The organism is Paraburkholderia azotifigens (assembly GCF_007995085.1).
In the GTDB taxonomy this organism is placed as follows: domain Bacteria; phylum Pseudomonadota; class Gammaproteobacteria; order Burkholderiales; family Burkholderiaceae; genus Paraburkholderia; species Paraburkholderia azotifigens.
On the sequence record NZ_VOQS01000001.1, the window covers coordinates 531,240 to 555,924 of the forward strand.

The window sequence follows — 24,685 nt, forward strand, 5'->3', positions numbered from 1 at the left end:
ACAGCGGGGCGCTCAGTCCTCGCTGGTCATGAAGGCGCGCATGAAGACGAGCGCGCCCCAGCCCCACATTGCATTCGACGCGAAGCCGAGCGCGAGGCGCGGCAGCATGTTGCCCGACGGCCAGATGCCGCGAATGGGATCGACCACGAACACGCTCGCCGCCGTCAGCACGATGCCGCCGAACACGAACGCCTGAACCCACGGCGCGGGCCGTTCGGGCGACACGCGCAGCAGCCATGCCATCAGCACGGCCCACACCGAACTCCAGATCGCGTTCGCGATGAATTCCGGCAAGCCGACGGGCACGAACGGCGCCGTCGAGAACCCTGTCGGGTCGATGAGGCCGGCGGCGTGCAGGAGTGCGAGCGTCGACTCGTGAAAGAACAGCGACGCCAGAAAGCCGGACACGAACGGCAGGATAATTTTTTGCATGCTTGACAGCGGCGGTCGCCGGGCGTCGTTGGGTTGGCGCAGCCCGTGCAGGTTGATCGGAACGAGCGCCATTATATCGGCGGCGGGCGCGGGTTTTGGTGCGCTGGCATGCGTGCTGTGCGCTTTTGCGACGTATGCTGCGGCGTCAGGTAAATCACGAAAGTGGAAAACCTAAGCTCAAAAAAATCGTTCAAAAGAAAGAGCGCGGTCCATAGACTGTTTTCCCATGCAGGCGGCGGAGCATGCGCAACAGGCGCGATGTCGTTGCTCCAGCACGCATCGCGCATGTCGCTGACTGCGCTCGGCGTGCGCCAATCATATCGATTCACTTGAGAGAACCCGTCGCGATGTCCCGTCCGATGCCCCATCCGATGCCCCATCCGATGCCCCATCCGATGCTCACGCGCGTGTGCCCGGCCGCATGGTCCGCGGCGCGCGGCATCCGCCCGCGAACCTGGCAAATTCGCTGGCAAATTTGCTGGGAAATTCGCGGGCCATTTCACACGCCGCCTCGCTGTCGCGGCTGACGCGGTCTTCTTCATTCATCCGTTTTCGATGCGCTGCGCGTGCGCGGCAGGGCGCGCTCACGCCTGTGCAAAACGCAAGCGCATCGACACCACACGAACAACGCAGGAGCAGCACATGAATGTGTTCTGGTTCATTCCGACTCACGGCGACAGCCGTTATCTCGGCACCTCGCAAGGCGCGCGCGCCGCCGACTACGATTACTTCCGGCAGATCGCCGTCGCGGCCGATACGCTCGGCTACGAGGGCGTGCTGCTGCCGACGGGCCGTTCGTGCGAAGACGCATGGGTCGTCGCGTCGAGCCTGATTCCCGCGACAAAGCGCCTCAAGTTTCTGGTCGCGATCCGTCCGGGCATTTCGTCGCCGGGCCTGTCGGCGCGCATGGCGGCGACCTTTGACCGCCTGTCGGGCGGGCGTCTGCTGATCAACGTCGTGACGGGCGGCGACGCGACCGAACTCGAAGGCGACGGTCTCTTCGTCGATCACGACACGCGTTACGAAATCACCGACGAATTCCTGCGCATCTGGCGCGGACTGCTGACGAGCGCGCATAACGGCGAAAGCGTCGATTTCATCGGCAAGCATCTGAAGTCGAAGGGCGGCAAGCTGCTGTATCCGCCCGTGCAGGATCCGCATCCGCCGCTGTGGTTCGGCGGTTCGTCGCCCGCCGCACACGAGATGGCGGGCGAGCATATCGACACGTACCTGACGTGGGGCGAGCCGCCCGAAGCCGTCGCGAAGAAAATCGCCGACATCCGCGCGCGCGCCGCGCAGCACGGCCGCAAGATCCGCTTCGGAATTCGCTTGCACGTGATCGTGCGCGAGACGGAAGACGAAGCGTGGGCGGCCGCCGACAAACTCATCAGCAAGCTCGACGACGAGACGGTCGCGACCGCGCAGGCAGCGTTCGCGAAGATGGATTCCGAAGGCCAGCGGCGCATGGCTGCGCTGCACGGCGGCAAGCGAGGCTCGCGCAAGGAACTGGAGATCTATCCGAACGTATGGGCGGGCGTGGGACTCGTGCGCGGCGGCGCGGGCACGGCACTCGTCGGCAGTCCCGAGCAGGTCGCGGCCCGCATGCAGGAGTACGCGGAACTCGGCATCGAGACGTTCATTCTGTCCGGCTATCCGCATCTCGAAGAGTCGTACCGCTTCGCCGAACTCGTGTTCCCGCTGCTGCCCGGCCGCCGGCGCGCGCAGGCGAGCGGTCCGCTGTCGGGGCCGTTCGGCGAAATCGTCGGCAATCACTATGCGCCGAAGGCATCGCAAAGCTGACTGGCTTCTGGCGAGGCGCGTGGCGTGCGCTGCCACGCGCTCGATACGCGTTCGCCACGCGTCGCTTGATCAAAGGAGTCCTGCTTGATGTCGACTGTTTCTGACAACCGCTATGCGAGCGTGAGGCTCGCGTCCATCGCAGCCTTTGCGCCGCTCGCGCGCAAGATTGCGCCGTGGATCGTGCCGCTCGCCATTCTCTTTGCGTGGGAACTCGCGGCGCGCAGCGGCGTGCTGTCGACGCGCGTGCTGCCTGAGCCGCTCGCCGTCGTGAAGGCCGCGTGGTCGCTGATCAAATCGGGCGAGATGTGGGCCGACGTGAAAGTCAGCACGTGGCGCGCGGTCTCGGGCTTTGCGATCGGCGGCGGCATCGGCTTCGTGCTCGGGCTTGCGACGGGTCTGTTCCGGCCCGTCGACATCGCGCTCGACACGACCGTGCAGATGATCCGCAACATCCCCGCGCTCGCGATGATCCCGCTCGTGATCCTGTGGTTCGGCATCGAGGAAGAGGCGAAGCTGTTTCTCGTCGCGCTGGGCGTGTTCTTTCCGATCTACGTGAACACGTATCACGGCATCCGTTCCGTCGACGCCAATCTGATCGAGATGGCGCGCAGCTACGGCGTGAAGGGTTTTGCGCTGTATCGCGACGTGATCCTGCCGGGCGCGCTGCCGTCGATTCTCGTCGGCGTGCGCTTCGCATTCGGACTGATGTGGGTGACGTTGATCGTCGCCGAAACGATTTCCGCGCAATCGGGCATCGGCTATCTGACGATGAACGCGCGCGAGTTTCTGCAAACGGATGTGGTCGTGGTCGGCATTCTGCTGTACGCGGCGCTCGGCAAGCTTGCCGACATGCTCGCGAAAGGGCTCGAACGAGTGTCGCTGCGCTGGCATCCCGCGTATCAACGAGGAGGAAAAGCATGAGCGCCAGCACCTTGTCCGCATCGTATGGCGGTGTCGCGGGCGCCGATCTCGAAGCCGAACTCGAGCAGCCGCGCACGCACGATCGCACGGCGGCGGAAGCGGCCGCCGCATCCGTGAAACGCGATGCCGTGTCGCTGCACGACGGGATCGCCAAACCGGGCGCGGGCGCCGCGCTGCGCGAGGCCGCGCGTGAGCCGCAGGACATCTCGGTTGAATTGCGCGGCGTCGGCAAACGCTATGGCGAACGCGCGGTGCTCGCGGACTTCGATCTGTCGATCGAACGCGGCAGCTTCGTATCGATTGTCGGGCGCAGCGGATGCGGCAAGTCGACCTTGCTGCGGCTGATTGCCGGCCTCGAAGCGCCGAGTTCGGGCACGCTCGAAAAACGCGCGGACGGTGCGCAGCCGTTCGACACGCGGATCATGTTCCAGGACGCACGCCTGCTGCCGTGGAAGACCGTGCTGCAGAACGTGATGCTGGGGCTCGGCCGGTCGTCGCGCGACGATGCGCGCGCCGTGCTCGCCGAAGTCGGCCTGCTGGAGCGCGCGAACGACTGGCCCGCGCAGCTGTCGGGCGGCCAGCGGCAGCGCGTGGCGCTGGCGCGCGCGCTCGTGCATCGGCCGCAACTGCTGCTGCTCGACGAGCCGCTCGGCGCGCTCGATGCACTGACGCGCATCGAGATGCATGCGCTGATCGAACGGCTGTGGCGCGAGCATCGCTTCACCGCGCTGCTCGTCACGCACGACGTGCAGGAAGCCGTCGCGCTCGCCGATCGCATTTTGCTGATCGAAGAAGGCGGGATCGCACTCGATCAGCCCGTACCGCTGGCGAGGCCGCGCGAACGGGCGTCGACCGCCTTCGCGAGGCTCGAAGAACGCGTGCTGCAGCGTGTGATGAAGACACGCGCAACGGAAGAACACGCGTCGTTCGACACGAACGCGCATGGCGTGCCTGCACGCGAATTTCGCTGGGCGGTTTGACGACGGTTTGACCGATGCAGACGCCCGGCCACTTTTTCATCGACCCACGGAGCTATCCGATATGAGCATTTCCGCGATCAACGTACGCAACCAGTTCAAAGGCAAAGTGAAGGAAATCATCCGCGGACCCGTCGTGTCCGAAGTCGACGTCGATACGCCGTTCGGCATCGTCACGTCGGTCATCACGACGCGCTCGATCGACGAACTCGAACTGAAGGTCGGCGCGGAAGTGGTCGCGCTCGTCAAATCGACGGAGGTGTCGATCGCGCGGTTGTAATGCTTCTTTCCGACGTGCGCGACTGGCTTGTGAGGTGGTCTCGCGTGTCGGAATTCCGTCCGCTACTTCGCGTTCGTCGCGCTGGCAGGCGGGCTATGCGACATGTCGTCGTTGGGCTGCTTGCGCGGCTTCTTGACGGGCATGTTGTCGGGATTGGTCACGCTCGCCGCGCCCGAAGCGGCAGCGGGCGGCGGCTTCACGATCGGCGCGCCCGGCGCCTGCGGCGCGACGGTCTGGCCCCACGCAATCTGCGCCATGCCTGCTGATGCAGCGAGCAAAATGGCACCGCCGAGCGGCGCCCATGTGCGGCATTGGAAGCTGATCTTCGTCGGAATCATCGCGATCTCCGTGCTGGTTTTCGGGGCTGTCGCTATGCGCGTGCCAGCCCTCAGATCGCGTGCCAATTTTGGCCGCCCCTTTACCTGATGCGCATCGCGCAATGCGTCCGGCAATCCCGGCTGGAAGTGCTAGCATGAATTGGACATCGACTGGCGCATTGCCATACGGGCGGCGCGCCGCCAACGAATGCGGAGGCTGCGATGACGAAGTCCCTGAGTGCGGATGCGATCGATACGCTGCGGCAACTGAACGACGTCGGCACGGGGCAGACGCCGCCCGCCGTCGAGCCTGTCGTCGAGAAGGAATTGCTGGGCGCGGGGCTGGTGGCGAAGGCCGGGAAGGGAACGGGCGTCGAAATCACCTGTGACGGCCGGAAATACCTGTCGGGCGATTGCGATTGACTACGGACTGATTTCGGCTGGGCGCGCCCGGACGCACGCGGCGCGCAGGCGGGGCGGTCGGACGAGAAAGGGAGGCGCGATGGAGCCGAAAGGCATCGACATGGGCGACTACCAGGATCGCTACAAGGACTTCGACATGGAAGTTGCCGTCGAGCAGGTGCTGACGGGCGTGAAAGCGCATTTCCGTGTATTGAAGCGCGATACGGTGATGCTCGACTGGCGGCTGGTGCACATCGACGGATTCTGGCCGACTGAGCACGCGGCGGCCGAGGCGGGCTTTCGCGCGGCGCGCGAGGCGATCGACGTCGAGCTGCTGGCCGCCGGCGGTTGAACGGCGGCACATTCCCGCAGCAACAAAAACAAAGCCGGATGCTCCGTGGAGAACATCCGGCTGAACTACACCTGCAACAACAGACTGCGTGGTACTTCCAGGGTACGGCAACTTCGAACTGCGGGTACTTTCAGGGTACGGCAACTTCAAACTGCGGATACTTCCAGATACTGCTACTTCGCCATCAACGGTACGGCACAACTCAGGTCAAGCTTCAACTGCGGTACTGCCTGCTGCTACATCTGGAACTGCAACTTCAAGACTGCGTACTGCCACTGCCAGGACTGCAACTTCAAGACTGCGTACTGCCACTACAGGTACTGCGTGCTACCAGTGCTGCTCGATACTGCTGGGTACTGCCTGCTGCGAGAACTGCTGCCGGCGATGCCTCGCCTTCGGCTTAGTGGCCGAAGAACACCGAACCCGGGCCCGTCACGGGCTCATGCTTGCCAGCTTGCGACGAACCGTTTTGCACGCCGCCGTAGGCGACTGCGTTGGCTTGCTGGGCTTCCGCTGCCAGCGTCTGCGTGTTCTGGCCTTGTTGCGAAGCAGGTGCGCCGGCCGTCGGGCTGTAATGCGGAGCCGGACCGTAGCCGCTTGCGAAAGCGGGAGCTGCCAGCGTGGCGGAAGCGGCGATCAGAACTGCGGCGATAAGCTTGGTCTTCATGGTGAACTCTCCGTAATGTTTGATTCAGTAAGACGTTGCGGTTTTGCCGGTGTCTGCTTCGTGGCACTGTGTTCGCAACGTCGATGGAAGCCAGTGTATACCCCTACTATTGAATTTTTGTATCGATAATTTGAAATTACTATTCTGCGATCGGAAACAATGCCTGGAGGCCCGGCGGGCGGGCGTTTCGCGTGTATGTACCCTGATAAGCGGGGCGTGACGACCGGAAAAACCTCAGGGAAATCATGGGCTTCCGGGGTGTTGCGGCGCGGAACGAGGGAGCCGCGGCGGGCTTGCGGTAAAATTATGGGTTCGTTGTTCGCTGTTTATTCTTCTTCTGCTGTTTCTTCTTTCTGGTTCGCCGTCTCATGTCTTCGAAGCCTACTGTCAGTCCCCGTCGCGTATCCGTTGCGCCCATGATGGACTGGACCGACCGCCACTGCCGCTCGTTTCACCGCACGCTGTCCCGGCATACCTGGCTGTATACGGAGATGGTGACGACGGGCGCGCTGATTCATGGCGACGTCGCGCGTCATCTCGCATTTACGGCTGACGAAGCGCCCGTCGCGCTGCAACTCGGCGGCAGCGAGCGGGAAGATCTGGCGCGTTCGGCGAAACTCGGCGAGCAGTGGGGTTACGACGAGATCAACCTGAATTGCGGCTGCCCGTCGGAGCGCGTGCAGCGCGGTGCATTCGGCGCGTGCCTGATGAAAGAGCCGGAACTCGTCGCCGATTGCGTGAAGGCGATGCGCGATGCGGTGTCGGTGCCCGTGACGGTCAAACACCGGATCGGCGTTGATGACGTCGAGGACTACGCATTCGTGCGCGACTTCGTCGGCACGATCGCCGAGGCCGGCTGCGAAGTCTTCATCGTGCATGCCCGCAATGCGATCCTCAAAGGCCTGAGCCCGAAAGAGAACCGCGAAATCCCGCCGCTCAAGTACGACTACGCGTACCGCTTGAAGCGCGACTTCCCGCAGCTCGAGATCATCATCAACGGCGGCATCAAGACGCTCGACGAAGTCGAAGGCCATTTGCAGCACGTCGACGGCGTGATGCTGGGGCGTGAGGCGTATCACAACCCATATGTGCTCGCCGATGTCGACGCGCGTTTCTACGGTTCGACGGATGCCGCGCCGACGCGCGAAGAAGCGGAAGCGCAGCTGATCGAGTATTGCCGCGCCGAACTCGCGCGCGGCACGTACCTGGGGGCGATCGTGCGCCATGCGCTGGGGTTGTATCGCGGCGTCGCGGGTGCGCGCGGATGGCGGCGCGTGCTGTCGGATAACAAGAAGCTGGCAGCGCGCGATCTCGCGATTTTCGATGAAGCGCGACAGCATTTGCGCGAGCCCAGCGAAATCTTTGAATAAAGGGCTTTGCAAATACGATTCGTGTTTGTATAATCTCGCTTCTTCGTTGCTGAGCACCGCTCGGTGGCAAGCAGCGAAGGTGTAGTGCAGTGGTGGCTGTAGCTCAGTTGGTAGAGTCCAGGATTGTGATTCCTGTCGTCGTGGGTTCGAGTCCCATCAGCCACCCCAAAGAATTCAGAAACGGCATTGTGAGCAATCGCAATGCCGTTTTTGTTTTGTGCCTCGATGAAGCATGAAGCGAGTCGACGCGGGTTCGAAAAGATCGAAAGCCCGCTTCGCATTGCAGACATCCGTCACCGCTTGCGCAACGGCTCCAGCAATCCCTTCAGGCCGTTGTGATCGATCTCGTGCATCAGCGCCAGCAGCCGGCCGATCTCACCGGGCGGAAATCCTTCGCGCGCAAACCAGTTCAGATAATGTCCCGGCAGATCGGCGATCACGCGCCCCTTGTATTTGCCGTACGGCATCGTGCGTGTCACGAGTAATTCAAACTGTTCGACATTCATCGTCAGGCGCAATCCACAAATCCAGAATCAGGAACCACGTTTAGGCGCAGTCATACGCAATCAAGCCCGTTGCGCATCGTGCCCATGCAGCGCCGGGTGCGACCCCATGCCCATCGTCATCTGCGTGAGTGTGCACGATAACCTCGCACGATCATCGCGACTGCGTTACCGCAGATGACGTATTCGCCGTCGAGGTTCTCCATGAAATACGCCGCGCCCGCGAGCGTCACGATCGGCGACTGCCGTCGGTTCTTCTGAACGGCGGACCTGGACGGCGTATCTGACATCGACATGACGCTCCGAAGAAGGTTGTAAGCGCATCGAAACGGGCTGCGTGCGCTCGCGACCAGACGACATTCTATCCACGCACGCGATCCGGGAGGACGTGGTAATTTCGCCGTTTACCGATGGATCAACCGTAAAAACACGAACAGGAAAGAATCGATGGAATACCGCAAGCTCGGCGATACGGACATACAGGTCAGCCTGATCGGTCTCGGCACGATGACGTGGGGCGAGCAGAACACGGAGCGCGAGGCGCACGAGCAGATCGATTACGCGCTCGCCCAGGGCATCACGCTGATCGATGCGGCCGAGATGTACCCGGTGCCCCCGCGTCCGGAAACGCAGGGCTCGACGGAGCGTTATATCGGCACATGGATCGCGCAGCATCGCTCGATGCGCGACAAGATCGTCCTCGCGACCAAGATTGCCGGCCCCGCGCGTCAGCCGCACAACCCGCGCCATATCCGCGGCGAAGGCAACCAGTACGACCGCAAGAATCTCAGCCAGGCGCTGAGCGACAGCCTGAAGCGTCTGCAAACCGATTACGTCGATCTGTACCAGCTGCACTGGCCCGATCGCAGCACGATGACGTTCGGCCGCCCCGCGCATCCGTGGATCGACGACGCGTACACGGTGCCTATCGAAGAGACGCTCGCCGTGCTCGCCGACTTCGTGAAGGAAGGGAAGGTGCGTCATATCGGCGTGTCGAACGAAACGCCGTGGGGCGTTGCGCAATTCCTGCGCGCGTCGGAGAAGCTCGGCTTGCCGCGCATCGTGTCGATCCAGAATCCGTATAGCCTGTTGAACCGCACGTTCGAAGCGGGGCTGTCCGAATTCTCGCACCGCGAGCATGTCGGTCTGCTCGCCTATTCGCCGCTCGCGTTCGGCTGGCTGTCGGGCAAGTACGAGGGCGGTGCGCGTCCCGCGGGCGCGCGCATCACGCTGTTCGAACGCTTCCAGCGCTACAGCAAGCCGCAAGCCGTGCAGGCGACGACGCGCTACGTCGACCTCGCGAAGCGTCACGGCCTGTCGCCCGCGCAATTCGCGCTCGCGTTCGTCAACAGCCGGCCGTTTCTGACGAGCAACCTGATCGGTGCGACCTCGCTTGATCAGCTCAAGGAGAACATCGCGAGCGTCGACGTGAAGCTCTCGCCGGAAGCGCTCGCCGAGATCGACGCGCTGCACGAACTGCAGCCGAATCCTGCGCCCTGAGCGCAGACTGCCCGTCTCGACATGACCGGCAGAAGCTCGGTGCGCCGCGACAATGCCATCGCGGTGCGCTGACGCCAGCAGAACGCTTGCGCACGACGCGTGAGCGTGACCCCGCCACGGCGACTCGCGTACGATGGCGCGCTCGCCTCAGAAGCCAGCGGGTGCGCGTCCCCATTTTTACGATTTCGCGTCTATCCGTGTACAGTGCGCACTATCCGCGCGCAATCCGCGCACAATCCGCGCACGTCCTCGCGTGCGGCGGCCGCACCCCACAACAGAACGACCCGAATCACCACTCACGCCGATGAACACCACGCGTCCCGCTTCCTCGCCCGCCGCCTCGACCTGGCCGATTTTCGTGCTGCTCGCGATCGTGGGGCTTTTCTACGTCAAATGGTTTCCGTACTACCACCGCGCGTTCACGGCCGCGTCGACGCATTCGATCGGCGCGTCGATCCTGATGGGCACGGCGGCGAGCCCGCCCACGCCGTCGTGGAACGCGGCCCTCAGTTATGCGCTGGCTTACGGCAAGGCGATCTGGCAGGCGATGGTGCTCGGCCTGCTGCTCGGCTCGGCCGTGCAGGCGCTTCTGCCCGCGCACTGGGTCGCGCGACTGCTCGGCAAGACGGGCTTCGGCAGCGTCGCCGCGGGCGGCCTGCTCGCGCTGCCGGGCATGATGTGCACCTGCTGCGCGGCGCCCGTCGTCGCCGGATTGCGTGAGCGGCAAGCTTCGCCGGGCGGCGCGATCGCGTTCTGGCTCGGCAATTCGGTGCTCAATCCGGCCACGCTCGTGTTCATGGGCTTCGTACTCGGCTGGCAATGGGCCGGGCTGCGGCTCGTGCTCGGGGTGGCGATGGTGTTCGGCCTGGGCTATCTGGTGAACCGCCTCGTGACGCCCACGGAAGCGCAGGCAGCCGACGCGCGCCTCGTCGAACTCGTCGACGGGCAACGCGCGGGGAATCCTTTCGCCCGCTGGCTGTCGATCTTCGTACGGATGGCGGTGCGCCTCGTACCGGAATACATCGTGCTGATCCTGCTGCTCGGCGCGGCACGCGCGTGGCTGTTTCCGCACGTCGGACCGGAAATCGGCAACGACATCGTATGGATCGTCGCGCTGGCCGTCGCCGGCATGCTGTTCGTGATCCCGACGGCGGGCGAGGTGCCCATCATTCAGGCGATGCTGTCGCTCGGCATGGGCGTCGGTCCCGCGGGCGCGCTGCTGATGACGCTGCCGCCCATCAGCGTGCCGTCGCTGGCGATGCTCGCACGCTCGTTCCGCCCGCGCGTGCTCACCATCGTGGCCGTCGCCGTGGTTGCATTCGGCGTGCTGGCGGGGCTGCTCGCCATCGCGCTCGGGTTCTGAGTGGCTTTGAGCAAGCGTCCGGCATAAAACGCGGCGCCGCTGTTCCGAAACTCGTCCTAAACTGGGGAGGCAAGCGGACGATCGCGCGCGGCCGGGATGAACCGGGTCGATGCCTGTTGCACTGCAAGGCGCGGCCGGCGTGTGACGAATGCTACGATAACGCCCCCACGAGGCATTCAACTGCACAAACGGCGCTTTGGCGCCAACCCGTTAAATCAGGACATCGCATGGCCCAGCAAAAGACCAATCCGAAACTCGAGCAGGCGCTGACGCGCGGGGATCTCGCCATTCGTCAGGCCAACTCGGCACGCGCGACGGCCGTGCTGCGCGCATTGGGCAAGATGATCGTCGATGCATCGGCGACCATCGGCGTCGAGGCGCACACGTCGATTCCCGACGGCGACCGCATTTATGATCCCGTCGAAGGCTTGTGGCCGCAGGCGCTGCTGATTTCGCTCGACGGTCCCGTCGAGGAAGCCGATCCCGAAGAGTTGCGCACGGTGCGCCTGCGCTCGGACGACCCCGGCACGATGTTCCGCGTGGAATGGCATCGCGCGGACGGCAAGATCGGGCGTCAGGAGGGCGGCCCGTTCGCGACGGTCGAATTCATTTCGGACGTCGACGTGCCCTGGTCCGACGACGAAGAGTGATCCGATTCAATCCGCCCGGGGGCGCCGCCGCGCATCGCAGACTGCGCCGTGGCGCCCTTAGCGCATCATGCGCCGGCGAAACAGCACCGCCGACACGCAGAACGGCACCACCACATACGCGGCCAGCACGGCCACATGTAACGCGGCGTCGTCGATCGGGCGGTCGAGCATCGCAGGGCGGATCAGGTCCACGGCGTGCGCGAGCGGCAGCAACTGCGCCGCGACCTGCGCGGCGGGCGGCAGTTGCGACAGCGGGAAGAACACGCCCGAGAGCAGCAGCATCGGCGTGAGCACCAGCGTCTGGTAGAACATGAAGAAATCGTACGACGGCGCGAGCGCCGTCACGATCATCGCGGTGCTCGCGAACGCGAGTCCCGCCAGCACGATGACGGGCAGCGCGATCAGCATCGACGGAAAGCTCGCATAACCGAGCGCGCCCGCCACCAGCATGATCGCGACGCCCGACAGCACGGCCTTGCTGCCCGCCCACACGACTTCACCGAGCACGATGTCGCCGAGCGTGAGCGGCGTATGCATGATTGCCTCCCACGTGCGCTGCACGTGCATCCGCGAGAAGCCGGAATACATCGATTCGAAGCTTGCCGACATCATCACGCTCGAGGCCACGGTGCCCGCCGCGAGAAACGAAATGTACGACACGCCGTCGACATGCCCGACCATCAGCCCGAGCCCGAAGCCGAGCCCGAACAGATAGATCATCGGATCGGCGAGATTGCCGAACATCGACGCGAGCGCGAGCTTGCGCCACACCAGATAGTTGCGCCGCCAGACGGCCATCCAGTTGACGGCGTTCGCGGGCAGCGCGGCGAAGCGCTCACGCATCGACGCGGGGTGCTCGGGGGAATCGTAGGTGCGTGCGTCCATTTGGCGTAATCGGAAATGAGTTCGGAACCGTGCGTGCGCTGCTTCAGTCCTGCATCTCGCGGCCCGTGAGGCGCAGAAAAACGTCTTCGAGATTCGCTGGCCGGTGCAGATAACGCAGCCCCGCGCGTTGCTTGAGCAGCGCGTGAACGGGTTGCGGATCGTCGACATAACAGAAGAGCGTCTCGCCGCTGATCTCGGTGCGCACGGAGAGGGGCGCCAGTTCGTCGCGCAGCGTGGCGGGGTCCGGGCCAAACACTTCGATCACGTCGCAGCCAATCTCCGAAGCGATCAGCTCATTCGGCGCGCCTTCCGCGATCTTGCGTCCTTCTTCGATCACGCAGAGCCGGTGACACAGACGCTCCGCTTCTTCCATGAAGTGCGTGGTCAGCAGGATCGTCTTGCCGCGCGCGAGCAGCGAGCGCAGCCGTTCCCAGATCAGATGTCGCGCCTGCGGATCGAGGCCCGTGGTCGGCTCGTCCATGATCAGCACGTCGGGGTCGTTGATGAGCGCGCGAGCGAGCGTGAGACGCCGCTTCATGCCGCCCGACAGTTCGCCGACGCGCGCATCCGCCTTGCTCTCGAGCCGCGCGAATTCGAGCAGCGACGGCACCATCGCGCGGCACTGCGCGGCGGACAGGCCGAAGTAGCGGCCGAACACGAGCAGGTTTTCGCGGACCGTGAAGTCGGGATCGAGATTGTCGAACTGAGGCACCACGCCGACACGCGCCCGTGCGAAACGAGAGCGCCCCGGAATCGGTTCGCCGCACAGTCGGATGCGGCCTGCATCGGGCGCGGCGATACCGAGCAGCATGCGCAGCGTGGTCGTTTTGCCCGCGCCGTTGGGGCCGAGCAGTCCAAAACATTCGCCCGGGCGGACATGAAACGACAGGCCATCGACGACGGTCTTCTCGCCGTAGCGCTTTTCAACCTGATGAAATTCGATTGCGGCTTCAGACATACGAGACGGAGGCTTCCTGAATGTGTGCGCGATGAATGCAATACGTGCGACGGCTGCCTATTCTAGGGCATCGGCTGGCGCGCGTTTGGCGCGTGCATGCGCTTTCCTGGCGGATTCCGTGCACGATTTTGCAGCGCGTCATGCCTGACTGCGCGGCCCGCCGCACTTAGCGTTTTCCATCCCTTGCATGTGGAATTGCGGCGCACCATGATTCAAACGAGACCGCGATGGTCGCGGGGGAGGGAAATCGAAATGGCGAGCTACAACAAGATTCTGCTGTGCTACGACGGCTCGCGTGAAGGCCGCAAGGCATTGCGCGTCGGCGCGAATCTGGCGATGGATCTGGGCGCGGAAACGCATTTGCTGTCGGTGGTCGACATGCGCTCGAGCATTGCGCAAAGCGCGGGCCTGCTGACGGACGTGGCCTGCGGCAGCTTCGAAAAGACCGCGCGCGAGATTCTGCAGGAAGGCGTCGACTGGCTCACCGAGCGCGGCGTGAAAGCGACGGGGCACTTCGCGTTTGGTCACCCCATCGACGAGATTGCTTCGCTCGCCAGCGAACTGCATGTCGATCTCGTCGTGGTCGGGCATCGCTGCCGCACGGGACTGTCGCGCTGGTGGATGGGCGCGGGCAACACGCCGCTGCTGGATCGCGTGTCGTGCAGCATTCTGGTCGCGTGTTCGTCGGCGGCTGAAGAGGAACAGGCGGCCGCCTGATGCGGCCGCCTTTATACGTTGCTGCTTGCGTCAGCCGTTGAGGTCGACGGCTGACAGCTTCCACGTAAACAGATTCTGACGACGGAAGATCGCCGAATAGCGCGTGTCGCCGACACCGTGCTGATAGTTCACGACGAACTCGTTGATGCCGCGGTAGCCTGCCGTCGTTTGCGGCGGCTGCGGCGGTGTCTTGCCGTTGGCCTCGCCTGAACCGGCCGCAGGCGTTTGCGATGAATTCCCAGCGGGCTCGCTGCCCGTCGCGTTGCCGGCTTGTGCGTCGGGAGGCGGGGGCGGACGCTCGCCCGGTTCGCCGCGCGGCGGCATGCCGTTGAGCAATGCGGCGACGCCATCGGGTGTCGCATACGCATCGACGAGCGGACCAATCAACGCGACACCGATCATCGCGCCGATCGCGGCAAGCGGATTGCCGTTGTGCTGCACGTCGAGACGACGCGTCAGCAGACCCGTGACCTGTAGCTTGAGACTCTCGCGCAGCGCCGGATAGTCGACGTATTCGTTGACCGTTTCGACGTCGCGCGAATCGGCGGCGCGTTTGAGCCGGTCGAGTGCGAGATACGGCGACGCGTACGCATAACCGAGCGCAGCGACAACGATGATCGCAACGAGTGCTATCAGAAGCGGCCGGGCAACCCTACCTTTCATGCGAACCAGACCTGCCATTGTGCGGGACACTCCGTTTTCAGTTTCGATCTGATGTGGACCCGATCGGCGTTGAAACGATCCCGCGAAGATTGCAAGCAGGCGTTACGGAGCGCGCCCGGATTGCGCGCTTGCCTACGCACGACGGATAGCCGCTTACGCCGCCTGCTTTGCCAGCTGGTCGCCTTGCTCGGCGATTGCGCGATCGATCATGTTGCACACGGCGTCGACGGTGCCGACCATGATGAGGCGCGACGGACCGTGATAGACACGCACGGGCGCGCGGCGCGCCGGTTCCGCATTGAGCGCCGAGTTCAGCGACACGCGTGCGAACGCCGGCTGCGCGGACGGCAACGGTTGCGGCTCGTCGTCGAACAGCGATGCCGTACGTTGCGCGACGCTCGACGCAAGCGCCGTCAACGAACCAGACGAACCGGACGAACTGCAAGGGACGAGATTGCGCAGATGGCGCAAACGACCGAACTGGCGAAAGGGCAGCAAGCGGGCAAAGCGTTCCATGAGTCTCTCCAGACAGTGTTCAGCTAATTAGAATTCCGACGGCCGGATCAGCCCGACCGCGATGCCTTCCAGCGCGAATTCCGCGCTGCCGGCCTGAACAAAAATATTTTCGTAATCGGGGTTCTCGGCGATCAGCTCGATGCCGTTCGGCCGGCGCTTCAGACGCTTCACGGTCACGTCGTCACCCAGACGCGCGACGATGATCTGGCCGTCTTTCGCTTCGCTCTTTTTCTGCACCGCGAGCAGGTCGCCGTCGAAGATTCCCGCGTCACGCATCGACAGGCCTCGCACCTTCAGCAGGTAGTCGGGCTTGCTCGAGAACAGCGACGGGTCGCATGTGTAGGTCTGCGAGATGTGTTCCTGCGCGAGGATCGGACTGCCCGCAGCCACCCGTCCGACGAGCGGCAGCGACAACTGCATGATGCTCGCGTGCGGCAGCGTGAACTGGTGCGGCGAGTCGTCCTGACTCGTGATTAGCCGGATGCCGCGCGACGCGCCAGCCGCCAGCTCGATCACGCCTTTGCGCGCGAGGGCCCGCAGATGTTCTTCTGCCGAGTTGGCCGAGCTGAAACCGAGTTCGGCCGCGATCTCGGCCCGCGTGGGCGGGAAGCCCGTGCGCTCGATGGCGCGGCGGATCAGATCGAAAACCTGCTGCTGACGTGCGGTGAGTTTGGTCATGGCGCCACTGTATGGATAGACAGGTGACTGTATTTTTATACAGTATCCGGCGCATTTCAAGCTTTACTTTAAGTTCGTCGCTGCGGGTGTCGCGCGAGCGTCGAAGGCCGGCGCCGCAACGTTCTCGCGGACGCTTCCGCGAACGCCGGGCCGTCCTTTACCACTATTGCGTATTAAAAAATGAAGAAACATTATTTTTAATGATGTAAGCCGTTGGATAGACTGGCCTCCACTGATGCAACAACAACACACGCGCAGCGCGAGAACCGCTTCCCGCTTCAGAAACGGCGAATCGCGGCAGTCAGCGGAAACAGGCGGAAGCGGGCAGTCAATCCAACAAGACGGAGAAGGTCGATGGGTATTTGGAATACGGGGTTTGCAGGAGCAGGGAAAGCCAGGCGGCTGGTCGCGGCGCTCGCGCTGGGCGCGGCGTCGGTGTTCGGGATGATCGCGCAGGCGCATGCCGACACGACGCTGCTGAACGTCTCCTACGATCCGACTCGCGAGCTCTATCAGGACGTCAATCAGGCGTTCGGCAAGGCGTGGAAGGCGAAGACGGGTGAGGCCGTCACCTTCAAGCAGTCGCACGGCGGCTCGGGCGCGCAGGCGCGCTCCGTGCTCGACGGTCTGCAGGCCGACGTCGTGACGCTCGCGCTGGCCTACGACATCGACGCGCTCTCGAACAAGGGGCTCATCGACAAGAACTGGCAGAAGCGTCTGCCCGACAACGCCTCGCCGTACACGTCGACGATCGTGTTCCTCGTGCGCAAAGGCAACCCGAAGCACATCAAGGACTGGGACGATCTCGTGAAGCCGGGCGTGTCGATCGTGACGCCGAATCCGAAGACGTCGGGCGGCGCGCGCTGGAACTACCTCGCGGCATGGGCGTACGCGGCGCATCTGCCGGGCGGCAACGATCAGAAGGCGAAGGAATTCGTGTCGAAGCTGTACAGGAACGCGGGCGTGCTCGATTCCGGCGCGCGCGGCGCGACGACGAGCTTCGTGCAGCGCGGCATCGGCGACGTGCTGATCGCATGGGAAAACGAGGCGTTCCTGTCGATCAAGGAATTCGGCACGGACAAGTTCGAGATCGTCGTGCCGTCGGCGAGCATTCTGGCAGAGCCGCCCGTCGCCGTGGTCGACAAGGTGGTCGACCGGCACGGTACGCGCAAGCTTGCCGAAGCGTATCTGAACTTCCTCTACAGCGAAGAGGGACAGGAGATCGCGGCGAAGAACTTCTACCGGCCGCGTTCGAACAAGGTGCCCGCCGGGCTGACGTCGAAGTTTCCGAAGCTGAAGCTGTACACGGTCGACGATTCGTTCGGCGGCTGGACGAACGCGCAGAAGACGCATTTTGCCGACGGCGGCGTGTTCGATTCGATTTACCAGCCGCAGTGAACACATCGAGCGGCCAAGTTTGAGCAAGGCGCGCCCCCGGGCGCGCTTTCGGCAATGTGCGTTCGGCCAGACGCGGCCGCACAGGCATTGCAACGCATTAACCTGAAAGAGCCTTTCGCATGACGACGTTGACCTTTCGCAAGCCGAGCGCGATACCCGGCTTCGGCGTGACGCTCGGCATCACCGTGGCGTATCTGAGCCTCGTGGTGCTGATTCCGCTCGCGGCCACTTTCCTCAAGACAGCGACGCTCGACTGGAGCCAGTTCGTGCGCGCCGTCAGTTCGCCGCGCGTGCTCGCGTCATACCGGCTGACGTTCTTCGCGGCGCTCGGCGGCGCGTTGATCAATGCGGTGTTCGGTTTTCTCGTCGCGTGGGTGCTGGTGCGCTACCGGTTCCCGTTCAAGCGCATCGTCGATGCCGTCGTCGATCTGCCGTTCGCGCTGCCCACGTCGGTGGCGGGGATTTCGCTCGCGGCGATCTATTCGGGCAACGGCTGGATCGGCCAGTTTCTCGAGCCGCTTGGCATCAAGATCGCGTTCACGCCCGCGGGTGTGCTGGTCGCGCTGACCTTCATCGGCTTGCCGTTCGTCGTGCGGACGGTGCAGCCCGTGCTCGAAGAGTTCGAGCGCGAGCAGGAAGAGGCGGCCGCGTGCCTCGGCGCGTCGCGTTGGCTGACGTTCCGGCGCGTCGTGCTGCCCGCCGTGTTCCCCGCGCTGCTGACGGGCTTTGCGCTCGCGTTCGCGCGCGCGCTCGGCGAATACGGCTCGGTGATCTTCATCGCGGGCAACGTGCCGATGAAGTCCGAGATCACATCGCTCCTGATCATCACGAAGCTCGAACAGTACGACTATGCGGGCGCGACGGCGCTGGCCGTCGTGATGCTGGTCGTGTCGTTCCTGATGCTGCTGTTGATCAACACGCTGCAGTGGTATCTGCAACGGCGCACGAGCCGCGGACGCACCGCGCCGACCGTCGCACCCTCGACGGCAGCCGTGACGGGAGGTGCGCAATGAGCCAGGATTCAGTGGTGCTGCCGCGCTCTACGCCGACCGACGCGAATGCCGCACGCCGTCCCGATCCCGTCACGGAACCGCGCGTCGTGCGCTGGATTCTCACGACGATCGCGCTGCTGTTCCTCGCGCTGTTTCTGGTGCTGCCGCTCGTCGCCGTGTTCTATCAGGCGCTGAGCAAAGGCATTGCGTTTTACTTCGAGTCGCTCGCCGATCCCGATGCCGTGTCGGCGATCAAGCTCACGCTGCTGACGGCCTCGATCGCCGTGCCGCTGAATCTCGTGTTCGGGCTGGCGGCGTCGTGGTGTATCGCGAAGTTCGAGTTTCGCGGCAAGGCCTTGCTGACGACGCTGATCGACCTGCCGTTCTCGGTGTCGCCCGTGATTTCCGGTCTGATCTACGTGCTGATGTTCGGCGCGCAAGGCTGGTTCGGTCCGTGGCTCGCCGATCACAACGTGCAGATCATCTTCGCGGTGCCGGGCATCGTGCTCGCGACGATCTTCGTCACGTTCCCGTTTGTCGCGCGCGAACTGATTCCGCTGATGCAGGCGCAAGGCAACGATGAAGAAGAAGCGGCGCACGTGCTCGGCGCGTCGGGCTGGCAGATCTTCCGGCGCGTCACGCTGCCGAACGTCAAGTGGGGTCTGCTGTATGGCGTCATTCTCTGCAACGCGCGCGCGATGGGCGAGTTCGGCGCGGTGTCGGTGGTGTCGGGCCACATTCGCGGCCAGACGGACACGATGCCGCTGCACGTCGAGATTCTCTACAACGAATATAACTTTTCGGCGGCCTTCGCCGTGGCGTCGGTGCTCGCGTTGCTCGCGCTCGTCACGCTCGGTTTGAAGCTGCTCGCCGAACGCCACATGTCGGCGGAACTGGCGAGCGCGCGCGATGTGCCCGCGCATGCCGGGCCTGTGAGCACGCGCGCTGCAACACCGGCAACAACCGCAAATCCGGTTCAGTAAGGAGAGTTGTCAAAGATGGGTATCACCGTACGCAATCTGCAAAAACGCTTTGGCGATTTCACCGCGCTCGACAACGTCTCGCTCGATTTTCCGCCGGGCGAACTGGTCGCGCTGCTTGGACCGTCCGGTTGTGGCAAGACCACGCTGCTGCGCGTGATCGCGGGCCTCGAATACGCCGATGCAGGCCAGGTCGTGCTGCAGGGCCAGGACGTTGCGGAAGTCGGCGCGCGCGAGCGTAACGTCGGCTTCGTGTTCCAGCACTACGCGCTGTTCCGTCACATGACGGTGTTCGAGAACGTCGCGTTCGGCCTGCGCGTGAAGCCGCGCAAGGAGCGTCCGTCCGAAGCCGTGATCCGCGCGAAAGTGCATGAGCTGCTCAAGCTCGTGCAACTCGACTGGCTCGCGCAACGTTATCCGTCGGAACTGTCGGGCGGCCAGCGTCAGCGAATCGCGCTGGCTCGCGCGCTTGCCGTCGAGCCAAAGGTGCTGCTGCTCGACGAGCCGTTCGGCGCACTCGACGCGAAAGTGCGCAAGGAGTTGCGCAGCTGGCTGCGGCGTCTGCATGACGACCTGCATATCTCGACGATCTTCGTCACGCACGACCAGGAAGAAGCGCTCGAAGTCGCGGACCGCATCGTCGTGCTGAATCACGGGCACGTCGAGCAGGTAGGCAGTCCGCAGGACGTGTACGACCATCCGCAGACTTCGTTCGTGTACGAGTTTCTCGGCGCGGCGAACCGCCTGCATGGCAGTGTCGACGGCAAGGGTTTCGTCGTCGACGGCGCGGCGCAGCCGATCACGATCGAAGCGAACTTCCAGGGCCCGGCGTTCGCGTACGTGCGTCCGCACGATCTCGTGCTGTATCCGCAGGCGTCGGGGCATCGCGACGGCATCGTCGTCGGCGTGCGGCGCGTGGTGCCGCTCGGCGGCTCGGTGCGCGTCGAACTCGAAGGTCGCGAAGGGCATGTGCTGGAAGCGGAACTGGATCGCGAAGCATGGCGCGAGTTGCAGCTGAACGTCGGCGATGGCGTGACGGCCGTGCCGCGCGCGCTGCGCGTATTCCCCGCGCATTAATGAACGCGCCGATGGCATTTCAAACCGGGCATTGAACAACAAACCTGCTCTGGACGAGCCGGAGACATCGATATGAATTTCCAGCAGTTGCGCTTCGTGCGCGAAGCCGTGCGGCAGAACATGAACCTGACGGAAGTGGCGAACGTGCTGTACACGTCGCAGTCGGGCGTGTCGAAACAGATCAAGGATCTCGAGGACGAACTCGGCGTCGATATTTTCATTCGACGCGGCAAGCGTTTGACGGGCCTGACTGAGCCGGGCAAGGCCGTGCATCAGCTGATCGAGCGGATGCTGCTCGACGCGGAGAACCTGCGCCGTGTCGCGCGCCAGTATGCAGATCAGGACAACGGTCACCTCGTCGTCGCGACGACGCACACGCAGGCGCGCTATGCGCTGCCGAAGGTGGTGCGCCAGTTCACCGAGGTTTATCCGAAGGTGCATCTCGCGCTGCGTCAGGGCAACCCGCAGCAGATCGCGCAGATGATCATCAATGGCGAAGCGGATATCGGCATCTCGACGGAAGCGCTCGACCGCTATCCCGACATCGTGACGTTCCCGTGCTACTCGTGGCATCACGTCGTGGTCGTGCCGAAGGGGCATCCTCTCGTGGGCCGCGAGAACCTGTCGCTCGAAGAGATCGCCGAATATCCGATCGTCACGTACGACCAGGACTTCACGGGCCGCTCGCATATCGACCAGGCCTTCGCGAAAGCGGGCGCGCTGCCCGACGTCGTGCTGACGGCCATCGACGCCGACGTGATCAAGACCTATGTCGAACTCGGCATGGGCATCGGCATCGTCGCGGCGATGGCGTTCGATCCGAAGCGCGACACCGAACTTGTCGCGCTGGATACGCAACATCTGTTCGAAGCGAGTACGACGCGGGTCGGTTTGCGCAAGGGCGCGTTCCTGCGAGGGTATGCGTATCGGCTGATCGAAATGTTCGCGCCGCAACTGCACGAAGCGGATATCGCGAGCCAGCTGCGCGAAGCAGCCTGATTGCGCCGATGTAACGCGGGCCGGCCGTTGCAGGCTCGCGTTTTCATCGATGGCGGCGGTGCGCGCATCGCTTACAATCGCCGCCATGAATACTTCCACGCTTACCTCATCGCGCGCGCTGCCGCGCATTGCCGTGCTCGCCACGGGCGGCACGATCGCGGGCGCGGCGCCCGACGCGACCAATACATCGGGTTATCAGGCGGGCGTCGTCGGCGTCGGTCAGTTGCTTGCGGCCGTGCCGTCGCTGGCCTCGGTGGCGAACGTGCAGGCCGAGCAGGTCGCGAGCGTCGACAGCAAGGACATGGCGCTCGCGCTGTGGATCACGCTCGCGCAACGCGTCAACACGCTGCTCGCTTCCGACCAGATCGACGGCGTCGTCATCACGCACGGCACCGACACGCTCGAAGAAACGGCTTATCTGCTGCATCTGAGCGTCAAGAGCGACAAGCCTGTCGTGCTGACGGCGGCGATGCGGCCTTCGTCGGCGCTCTCCGCCGATGGTCCGCTGAACCTGCTCAACGCCGCGACCGTCGCGGGCAACGCACAAGCTAAAGGGCAGGGCGTGCTGGTCGCGTTCAACAACCGCATTCACAGCGCACGCGACGTCGTGAAGACGAGCACGTATGCCGTCGATGCGTTTCATTCGCCCGAAATCGGCGCGCTCGGCTGGGTGCAGGACGGACGCGTGGAGTTTCAGCGCAGCGTCGTGCGGCCGCATACGCGCGCGACGCCGTTTGCGATCGAGTCGGTCGCATCGGCCTGGCCTGTCGTTGAAATCGTTGCGAGCTATGCGGGCGTGTCGCGCGTGGCCGTCGATGCGTTGGTGGCGGCGGGCGTGAAAGGCATCGTCGTCGCCGGTACGGGCAACGGTTCGATCCATGCGACGGTGCAGACGGCGCTTGCCGAAGCCGCGGCGAAGGGCGTGGCGATCGTGCGTTCGTCGCGCGTGGGTTCGGGGCACGTAATGCGCAACGGCGCAGCTTCCGACGACGCGCTCGGTTTCGTCACGGCAGGTGCGCTCAATCCATACAAGGCGCGCGTGCTGCTGATGCTTGCGCTCGCGGCGGGACATACGGCGCCGGTCGCGTTGCAGCAGATCTTCGATACCTACTGAATCTTTCCGTTCGAAAGGGCGGCGCAAGGGCGGCGCGTTCGTGATTGCTCCTGACCGCTCCCGTCGGATACATCGCCGCTCCCGATCCGCTCTGCATCCGGATGCCTGCATCGCCGTTCGCGCGATGCAGGCATTCGTCCTTACGTTTGACTCCACATCGTCTATAACAGTCATTAGCCAGACGATTGGAGCCGTGCGTGCTTCCCCGCGTCAGGCAAGCTTCCAGATGGCATCGCACGGGGTTTCCGTTGTCCTTGCAACGGCCTGTCAGGCGATCGCCGCAGCCGTCACGTTCATGTCTTTCCCGTTGTCGCAGGTCCAATAAACCGCATCAGAATGCCAGGAGACGTCCGATGAACGCATCCCTGAAGCTGTTGCCGCTGGCCGTCAGCGCGGCGCTCGCTGTATTTCCCGCAGCCCATGCCGCGCAGGACAATGTGCAGACGCTGTCGAACTTCAAGACGACGGGCAATACCAGGCCCGCGGAAACGGTGCAGCAGACGGGCTCGCGCGCGGACGCGCTGCGCGAGAACCTGAAGGCGATCAAGTTGCCGCCCGGCTTCAGGATCGACCTGTACGCTGTCGTGCCCGAGGCCCGCGCAATGGCGATCGAGCCGTCGACGGGCGTGGTGTTCGTCGGCACGCGCAAGGATCGCGTGTGGCAGGTGACCGACCGGACCAAGCGGCGCGTCGCCGACGACGTCGTGCAGTTCGCGAGTTCCGTCACGTTCAAAGTGCCCAACGCGGTGTGCTTCTCGCCGGACGGCGTGCTGTATGTCATCGAGCAGAATCGCGTGCTGGCCTTTCCTGCCGCGCAGTTCTTCGGCGAGGGCGGGCCGGACGTGGCGGCCGCCGTCGTCGTGCCGCAAGGCAAGCTGATTCCGACGCAGTTCGAGAGCTTCAATCACGGCGCACGTTATTGCCGCGTCGGACCCGACAAGAAGCTGTATATCGCGCTGGGCCAGCCGTGGAACGTGCCGCCGAAGGACAAGCTCGGCGAACTCGACCGGAACGGTCTCGCGGGCATCATTCGCATGGATCAGAACGGCAAGAACCGTGAGGTGTTTGCGCATGGCGTGCGCAATTCGGTGGGCCTCGATTTCAATCCGAAGGACAAGACGCTGTGGTTCACCGACAACCAGGTGGACGGCATGGGCGACGACATTCCGCCCGGTGAACTGAATCACGCGACGAAGGCGGGCGCAAACTACGGCTTCCCGTGGTACGGCGGCGGCAAGGTGCGCACGGAGGAGTACAGGAACGACACGCCGCCCGCGGGCGTGGTGTTCCCGCTGGTCGAATACGCGGCGCATGCGGCGGATCTTGGCATGTCGTTCTATACGGGAAAGATGTTCCCTGACAAGTACCATGGCGGCATCTTCGACGCGGAGCATGGCTCGTGGAATCGCACGAAACCGGTCGGCGCGCGGATTATGTTCACGCCTGTCAAGGATGACGGCAGTGTCGGGGAGACGGAAGTGTTTGCGCAAGGGTGGCTCACGCCGAATGGGGAGTACATGGGGCGGCCTGTCGATGTGCAGCAGTTGCAGGATGGATCGTTGCTGGTGTCTGACGACTATGCCGGCGCCATTTATCGGATTTCTTACGCGAAATGAAGCTTTTTCTTTTTGTTCTGGCGCTGGCGTTTGGGGGTGCTGCGCATGCTGCGGATAGCGCGAAGGGTCGCGCAAAGGCTGTGCAGTGCCAGGCGTGTCATGGGATGGATGGCATTGCCAAGATTCCCGAGGCGCCTAATCTCGCTGGGCAGAATGAGGATTATCTCGTCAAGGCTTTGAAGGATTTTAAGTCAGGTGCACGGCAGAATGACATGATGTCTGTTGTGGCTAAGCCTTTGTCTGACGATGATATGGCTAATCTGGCGGCTTATTTCATAGCCTCGGGCGTTGAGGTTTGTTTTTTGTCTGCGACGCAGTCGCCATTTTTTGGTTTATTGCCGGGTTGGGTTGGCATCCGCGATTTCGTATCGGTGCTGCAGGCGTCGCCCCTGTGCGGGGCAGCACCTACTTTTCTTTGCAGCGGCAAAGAAAAGTAGGCAAAAGAAAGCCGCTCACACCGCCAGTTCTAGTCGTTGCCTGCGGGCCCCCCACGGGTCCCGTACTCCACGCGGCAACGCGCCAATCCACGCTCGTTGCCAGCGCCGTTAACAGTCGCAT

Annotated in this window: 30 protein-coding genes and 1 tRNA gene; 20 read left to right on the forward strand and 11 right to left on the reverse strand. The window is 63.8% G+C overall.

Going from position 1 to position 24,685, the window contains the following annotated elements; all coding sequences use genetic code 11:
* Positions 1-12: 12 nt before the first annotated feature.
* Together FRZ40_RS02325 and FRZ40_RS43995 are read right to left on the reverse strand one after the other, a co-directional pair.
* The gene (locus FRZ40_RS02325) at positions 13-432 is read right to left on the reverse strand and encodes a hypothetical protein (protein WP_147233162.1); all 420 of its coding nucleotides are present in this window, start codon (positions 430-432) and stop codon (positions 13-15) included.
* Between the two features lie 399 nt (positions 433-831).
* Entirely contained in the window at positions 832-978 is a 147-nt protein-coding gene (locus tag FRZ40_RS43995) for a hypothetical protein (RefSeq protein ID WP_158646988.1), read from the reverse strand.
* A gap of 96 nt (positions 979-1,074) precedes the next feature.
* Here FRZ40_RS43995 and ssuD point away from each other — a divergent pair, with 96 nt between their 5' ends.
* The 4 genes from ssuD to FRZ40_RS02345 all read left to right on the forward strand — a co-directional run bounded on the left by ssuD (position 1,075) and on the right by FRZ40_RS02345 (position 4,410).
* Positions 1,075-2,232, forward strand: coding sequence for an FMNH2-dependent alkanesulfonate monooxygenase (gene ssuD / locus FRZ40_RS02330; RefSeq protein ID WP_028365182.1), 1,158 nt, complete (start codon positions 1,075-1,077; stop codon positions 2,230-2,232).
* 87 nt (positions 2,233-2,319) lie between these two features.
* Positions 2,320-3,153 carry an aliphatic sulfonate ABC transporter permease SsuC gene (gene ssuC, locus FRZ40_RS02335; protein ID WP_147233163.1) on the forward strand — a complete coding sequence of 278 codons (834 nt, stop codon included), beginning with the start codon at positions 2,320-2,322 and terminating at the stop codon, positions 3,151-3,153.
* Positions 3,150-4,133, forward strand: a complete 984-nt coding sequence (locus FRZ40_RS02340) for an ATP-binding cassette domain-containing protein (RefSeq protein WP_147233164.1) — start codon at positions 3,150-3,152, stop codon at positions 4,131-4,133. The genes ssuC and FRZ40_RS02340 overlap by 4 nt, the downstream gene beginning before the upstream one ends.
* A 61-nt stretch (positions 4,134-4,194) precedes the next feature.
* On the forward strand, positions 4,195-4,410 hold the full coding sequence (locus tag FRZ40_RS02345; RefSeq protein WP_012401038.1) for a TOBE domain-containing protein: 216 nt from the start codon (positions 4,195-4,197) through the stop codon (positions 4,408-4,410).
* A 62-nt stretch (positions 4,411-4,472) separates the two neighbouring features.
* Here FRZ40_RS02345 and FRZ40_RS02350 read toward each other — a convergent pair whose 3' ends face one another.
* Positions 4,473-4,748, reverse strand: a complete 276-nt coding sequence (locus FRZ40_RS02350; RefSeq protein ID WP_147233165.1) for a hypothetical protein — start codon at positions 4,746-4,748, stop codon at positions 4,473-4,475.
* A 201-nt stretch (positions 4,749-4,949) separates the two neighbouring features.
* Between FRZ40_RS02350 and FRZ40_RS02355 the strand changes: the two genes are divergently transcribed.
* Both FRZ40_RS02355 and FRZ40_RS02360 read left to right on the forward strand, forming a co-directional pair.
* Complete coding sequence (locus FRZ40_RS02355) at positions 4,950-5,150, forward strand: hypothetical protein (RefSeq protein ID WP_147233166.1); 201 nt, start codon at positions 4,950-4,952, stop codon at positions 5,148-5,150.
* A 79-nt stretch (positions 5,151-5,229) separates the two neighbouring features.
* Positions 5,230-5,481, forward strand: coding sequence for a hypothetical protein (locus FRZ40_RS02360; RefSeq protein ID WP_028365177.1), 252 nt, complete (start codon positions 5,230-5,232; stop codon positions 5,479-5,481).
* Positions 5,482-5,881: 400 nt separating this feature from the next.
* Here FRZ40_RS02360 and FRZ40_RS02365 read toward each other — a convergent pair whose 3' ends face one another.
* Entirely contained in the window at positions 5,882-6,148 is a 267-nt protein-coding gene (locus FRZ40_RS02365) for a hypothetical protein (protein ID WP_028365176.1), read from the reverse strand.
* A 368-nt stretch (positions 6,149-6,516) separates the two neighbouring features.
* On the opposite strand from FRZ40_RS02365, the gene dusA reads away from it, so the two are divergent.
* Positions 6,517-7,518, forward strand: a complete 1,002-nt coding sequence (dusA, locus tag FRZ40_RS02370; RefSeq protein ID WP_147233167.1) for a tRNA dihydrouridine(20/20a) synthase DusA — start codon at positions 6,517-6,519, stop codon at positions 7,516-7,518.
* A gap of 92 nt (positions 7,519-7,610) precedes the next feature.
* A tRNA-His gene (locus tag FRZ40_RS02375) sits at positions 7,611-7,686 on the forward strand.
* A 125-nt stretch (positions 7,687-7,811) separates the two neighbouring features.
* On the opposite strand, the gene FRZ40_RS02380 is transcribed toward FRZ40_RS02375, so the two are convergent.
* Together FRZ40_RS02380 and FRZ40_RS44000 are read right to left on the reverse strand one after the other, a co-directional pair.
* Positions 7,812-8,024 (reverse strand): DUF3820 family protein, encoded by a 213-nt coding sequence (locus FRZ40_RS02380; RefSeq protein ID WP_028365174.1) that lies wholly within the window; start codon positions 8,022-8,024, stop codon positions 7,812-7,814.
* Positions 8,025-8,140: 116 nt separating this feature from the next.
* On the reverse strand, positions 8,141-8,317 hold the full coding sequence (locus FRZ40_RS44000) for a hypothetical protein (protein ID WP_158646989.1): 177 nt from the start codon (positions 8,315-8,317) through the stop codon (positions 8,141-8,143).
* A gap of 151 nt (positions 8,318-8,468) precedes the next feature.
* Between FRZ40_RS44000 and FRZ40_RS02385 the strand changes: the two genes are divergently transcribed.
* From FRZ40_RS02385 to FRZ40_RS02395, 3 genes are all read left to right on the forward strand, one after another.
* Positions 8,469-9,521, forward strand: coding sequence for an NADP(H)-dependent aldo-keto reductase (locus FRZ40_RS02385; RefSeq protein WP_147233168.1), 1,053 nt, complete (start codon positions 8,469-8,471; stop codon positions 9,519-9,521).
* Positions 9,522-9,825: 304 nt separating this feature from the next.
* Positions 9,826-10,884, forward strand: coding sequence for a permease (locus tag FRZ40_RS02390; RefSeq protein ID WP_147233169.1), 1,059 nt, complete (start codon positions 9,826-9,828; stop codon positions 10,882-10,884).
* Between the two features lie 227 nt (positions 10,885-11,111).
* Entirely contained in the window at positions 11,112-11,534 is a 423-nt protein-coding gene (locus tag FRZ40_RS02395; protein ID WP_028365170.1) for a hypothetical protein, read from the forward strand.
* A gap of 57 nt (positions 11,535-11,591) precedes the next feature.
* Here the strand turns inward: FRZ40_RS02395 and FRZ40_RS02400 are convergent, their stop codons facing one another.
* Together FRZ40_RS02400 and nodI are read right to left on the reverse strand one after the other, a co-directional pair.
* Positions 11,592-12,419 (reverse strand): ABC transporter permease, encoded by an 828-nt coding sequence (locus FRZ40_RS02400; protein ID WP_028365169.1) that lies wholly within the window; start codon positions 12,417-12,419, stop codon positions 11,592-11,594.
* A gap of 43 nt (positions 12,420-12,462) precedes the next feature.
* On the reverse strand, positions 12,463-13,377 hold the full coding sequence (gene nodI / locus FRZ40_RS02405; protein ID WP_028365168.1) for a nodulation factor ABC transporter ATP-binding protein NodI: 915 nt from the start codon (positions 13,375-13,377) through the stop codon (positions 12,463-12,465).
* A gap of 252 nt (positions 13,378-13,629) precedes the next feature.
* On the opposite strand from nodI, the gene FRZ40_RS02410 reads away from it, so the two are divergent.
* Positions 13,630-14,094: a universal stress protein gene (locus FRZ40_RS02410; RefSeq protein ID WP_028365167.1), complete on the forward strand. Its 465-nt coding sequence runs from the start codon at positions 13,630-13,632 to the stop codon at positions 14,092-14,094.
* 30 nt (positions 14,095-14,124) lie between these two features.
* Here FRZ40_RS02410 and FRZ40_RS02415 read toward each other — a convergent pair whose 3' ends face one another.
* From FRZ40_RS02415 to lexA, 3 genes are all read right to left on the reverse strand, one after another.
* Positions 14,125-14,775 (reverse strand): DUF2939 domain-containing protein, encoded by a 651-nt coding sequence (locus FRZ40_RS02415; protein WP_147233170.1) that lies wholly within the window; start codon positions 14,773-14,775, stop codon positions 14,125-14,127.
* 135 nt (positions 14,776-14,910) lie between these two features.
* Entirely contained in the window at positions 14,911-15,273 is a 363-nt protein-coding gene (locus FRZ40_RS44295) for a hypothetical protein (protein ID WP_028365165.1), read from the reverse strand.
* A gap of 27 nt (positions 15,274-15,300) precedes the next feature.
* The gene (lexA, locus tag FRZ40_RS02430) at positions 15,301-15,951 is read right to left on the reverse strand and encodes a transcriptional repressor LexA (RefSeq protein ID WP_147233173.1); all 651 of its coding nucleotides are present in this window, start codon (positions 15,949-15,951) and stop codon (positions 15,301-15,303) included.
* Positions 15,952-16,305: 354 nt separating this feature from the next.
* On the opposite strand from lexA, the gene FRZ40_RS02435 reads away from it, so the two are divergent.
* The 8 genes from FRZ40_RS02435 to FRZ40_RS45940 all read left to right on the forward strand — a co-directional run bounded on the left by FRZ40_RS02435 (position 16,306) and on the right by FRZ40_RS45940 (position 24,564).
* Positions 16,306-17,349: a sulfate ABC transporter substrate-binding protein gene (locus FRZ40_RS02435; protein WP_147233174.1), complete on the forward strand. Its 1,044-nt coding sequence runs from the start codon at positions 16,306-16,308 to the stop codon at positions 17,347-17,349.
* A gap of 119 nt (positions 17,350-17,468) precedes the next feature.
* The gene (cysT, locus tag FRZ40_RS02440) at positions 17,469-18,362 is read left to right on the forward strand and encodes a sulfate ABC transporter permease subunit CysT (protein WP_028365162.1); all 894 of its coding nucleotides are present in this window, start codon (positions 17,469-17,471) and stop codon (positions 18,360-18,362) included.
* Positions 18,359-19,324: a sulfate ABC transporter permease subunit CysW gene (gene cysW / locus FRZ40_RS02445; RefSeq protein ID WP_028365161.1), complete on the forward strand. Its 966-nt coding sequence runs from the start codon at positions 18,359-18,361 to the stop codon at positions 19,322-19,324. The genes cysT and cysW overlap by 4 nt, the downstream gene beginning before the upstream one ends.
* 15 nt (positions 19,325-19,339) lie before the next feature.
* Complete coding sequence (locus FRZ40_RS02450; RefSeq protein WP_028365160.1) at positions 19,340-20,398, forward strand: sulfate/molybdate ABC transporter ATP-binding protein; 1,059 nt, start codon at positions 19,340-19,342, stop codon at positions 20,396-20,398.
* A gap of 72 nt (positions 20,399-20,470) precedes the next feature.
* Entirely contained in the window at positions 20,471-21,397 is a 927-nt protein-coding gene (locus tag FRZ40_RS02455; RefSeq protein WP_028365159.1) for a CysB family HTH-type transcriptional regulator, read from the forward strand.
* A gap of 85 nt (positions 21,398-21,482) precedes the next feature.
* Entirely contained in the window at positions 21,483-22,511 is a 1,029-nt protein-coding gene (locus tag FRZ40_RS02460; protein ID WP_035541362.1) for an asparaginase, read from the forward strand.
* 353 nt (positions 22,512-22,864) lie between these two features.
* Complete coding sequence (locus tag FRZ40_RS02465; RefSeq protein ID WP_147233175.1) at positions 22,865-24,127, forward strand: PQQ-dependent sugar dehydrogenase; 1,263 nt, start codon at positions 22,865-22,867, stop codon at positions 24,125-24,127.
* Complete coding sequence (locus tag FRZ40_RS45940) at positions 24,124-24,564, forward strand: c-type cytochrome (protein WP_147233176.1); 441 nt, start codon at positions 24,124-24,126, stop codon at positions 24,562-24,564. Before FRZ40_RS02465 ends, FRZ40_RS45940 begins: the two co-directional genes overlap by 4 nt.
* The last annotated feature ends 121 nt before the right edge of the window (positions 24,565-24,685 follow it).

Coding starts and splice junctions, on each gene's coding strand:
- cysW (WP_028365161.1), top strand. CDS start 18,359: ATGAGCCAGGATTCAGTGGTGCTGCCGCGCTCTACGCCGACCGACGCG.
- cysT (WP_028365162.1), top strand. CDS start 17,469: ATGACGACGTTGACCTTTCGCAAGCCGAGCGCGATACCCGGCTTCGGC.
- dusA (WP_147233167.1), top strand. CDS start 6,517: ATGTCTTCGAAGCCTACTGTCAGTCCCCGTCGCGTATCCGTTGCGCCC.
- FRZ40_RS02365 (WP_028365176.1), bottom strand. CDS start 6,148: ATGAAGACCAAGCTTATCGCCGCAGTTCTGATCGCCGCTTCCGCCACG.
- FRZ40_RS02435 (WP_147233174.1), top strand. CDS start 16,306: ATGGGTATTTGGAATACGGGGTTTGCAGGAGCAGGGAAAGCCAGGCGG.
- ssuC (WP_147233163.1), top strand. CDS start 2,320: ATGTCGACTGTTTCTGACAACCGCTATGCGAGCGTGAGGCTCGCGTCC.
- FRZ40_RS02415 (WP_147233170.1), bottom strand. CDS start 14,775: ATGGCAGGTCTGGTTCGCATGAAAGGTAGGGTTGCCCGGCCGCTTCTG.
- lexA (WP_147233173.1), bottom strand. CDS start 15,951: ATGACCAAACTCACCGCACGTCAGCAGCAGGTTTTCGATCTGATCCGC.
- FRZ40_RS02385 (WP_147233168.1), top strand. CDS start 8,469: ATGGAATACCGCAAGCTCGGCGATACGGACATACAGGTCAGCCTGATC.
- FRZ40_RS45940 (WP_147233176.1), top strand. CDS start 24,124: ATGAAGCTTTTTCTTTTTGTTCTGGCGCTGGCGTTTGGGGGTGCTGCG.
- FRZ40_RS02410 (WP_028365167.1), top strand. CDS start 13,630: ATGGCGAGCTACAACAAGATTCTGCTGTGCTACGACGGCTCGCGTGAA.
- FRZ40_RS43995 (WP_158646988.1), bottom strand. CDS start 978: ATGAATGAAGAAGACCGCGTCAGCCGCGACAGCGAGGCGGCGTGTGAA.
- FRZ40_RS02325 (WP_147233162.1), bottom strand. CDS start 432: ATGCAAAAAATTATCCTGCCGTTCGTGTCCGGCTTTCTGGCGTCGCTG.
- nodI (WP_028365168.1), bottom strand. CDS start 13,377: ATGTCTGAAGCCGCAATCGAATTTCATCAGGTTGAAAAGCGCTACGGC.
- FRZ40_RS02345 (WP_012401038.1), top strand. CDS start 4,195: ATGAGCATTTCCGCGATCAACGTACGCAACCAGTTCAAAGGCAAAGTG.
- FRZ40_RS02360 (WP_028365177.1), top strand. CDS start 5,230: ATGGAGCCGAAAGGCATCGACATGGGCGACTACCAGGATCGCTACAAG.
- FRZ40_RS02395 (WP_028365170.1), top strand. CDS start 11,112: ATGGCCCAGCAAAAGACCAATCCGAAACTCGAGCAGGCGCTGACGCGC.
- FRZ40_RS02460 (WP_035541362.1), top strand. CDS start 21,483: ATGAATACTTCCACGCTTACCTCATCGCGCGCGCTGCCGCGCATTGCC.
- FRZ40_RS02380 (WP_028365174.1), bottom strand. CDS start 8,024: ATGAATGTCGAACAGTTTGAATTACTCGTGACACGCACGATGCCGTAC.
- FRZ40_RS02465 (WP_147233175.1), top strand. CDS start 22,865: ATGAACGCATCCCTGAAGCTGTTGCCGCTGGCCGTCAGCGCGGCGCTC.
- FRZ40_RS02340 (WP_147233164.1), top strand. CDS start 3,150: ATGAGCGCCAGCACCTTGTCCGCATCGTATGGCGGTGTCGCGGGCGCC.
- FRZ40_RS02400 (WP_028365169.1), bottom strand. CDS start 12,419: ATGGACGCACGCACCTACGATTCCCCCGAGCACCCCGCGTCGATGCGT.
- ssuD (WP_028365182.1), top strand. CDS start 1,075: ATGAATGTGTTCTGGTTCATTCCGACTCACGGCGACAGCCGTTATCTC.
- FRZ40_RS02355 (WP_147233166.1), top strand. CDS start 4,950: ATGACGAAGTCCCTGAGTGCGGATGCGATCGATACGCTGCGGCAACTG.
- FRZ40_RS44000 (WP_158646989.1), bottom strand. CDS start 8,317: ATGTCGATGTCAGATACGCCGTCCAGGTCCGCCGTTCAGAAGAACCGA.
- FRZ40_RS02390 (WP_147233169.1), top strand. CDS start 9,826: ATGAACACCACGCGTCCCGCTTCCTCGCCCGCCGCCTCGACCTGGCCG.
- FRZ40_RS02350 (WP_147233165.1), bottom strand. CDS start 4,748: ATGATTCCGACGAAGATCAGCTTCCAATGCCGCACATGGGCGCCGCTC.
- FRZ40_RS02450 (WP_028365160.1), top strand. CDS start 19,340: ATGGGTATCACCGTACGCAATCTGCAAAAACGCTTTGGCGATTTCACC.
- FRZ40_RS44295 (WP_028365165.1), bottom strand. CDS start 15,273: ATGGAACGCTTTGCCCGCTTGCTGCCCTTTCGCCAGTTCGGTCGTTTG.
- FRZ40_RS02455 (WP_028365159.1), top strand. CDS start 20,471: ATGAATTTCCAGCAGTTGCGCTTCGTGCGCGAAGCCGTGCGGCAGAAC.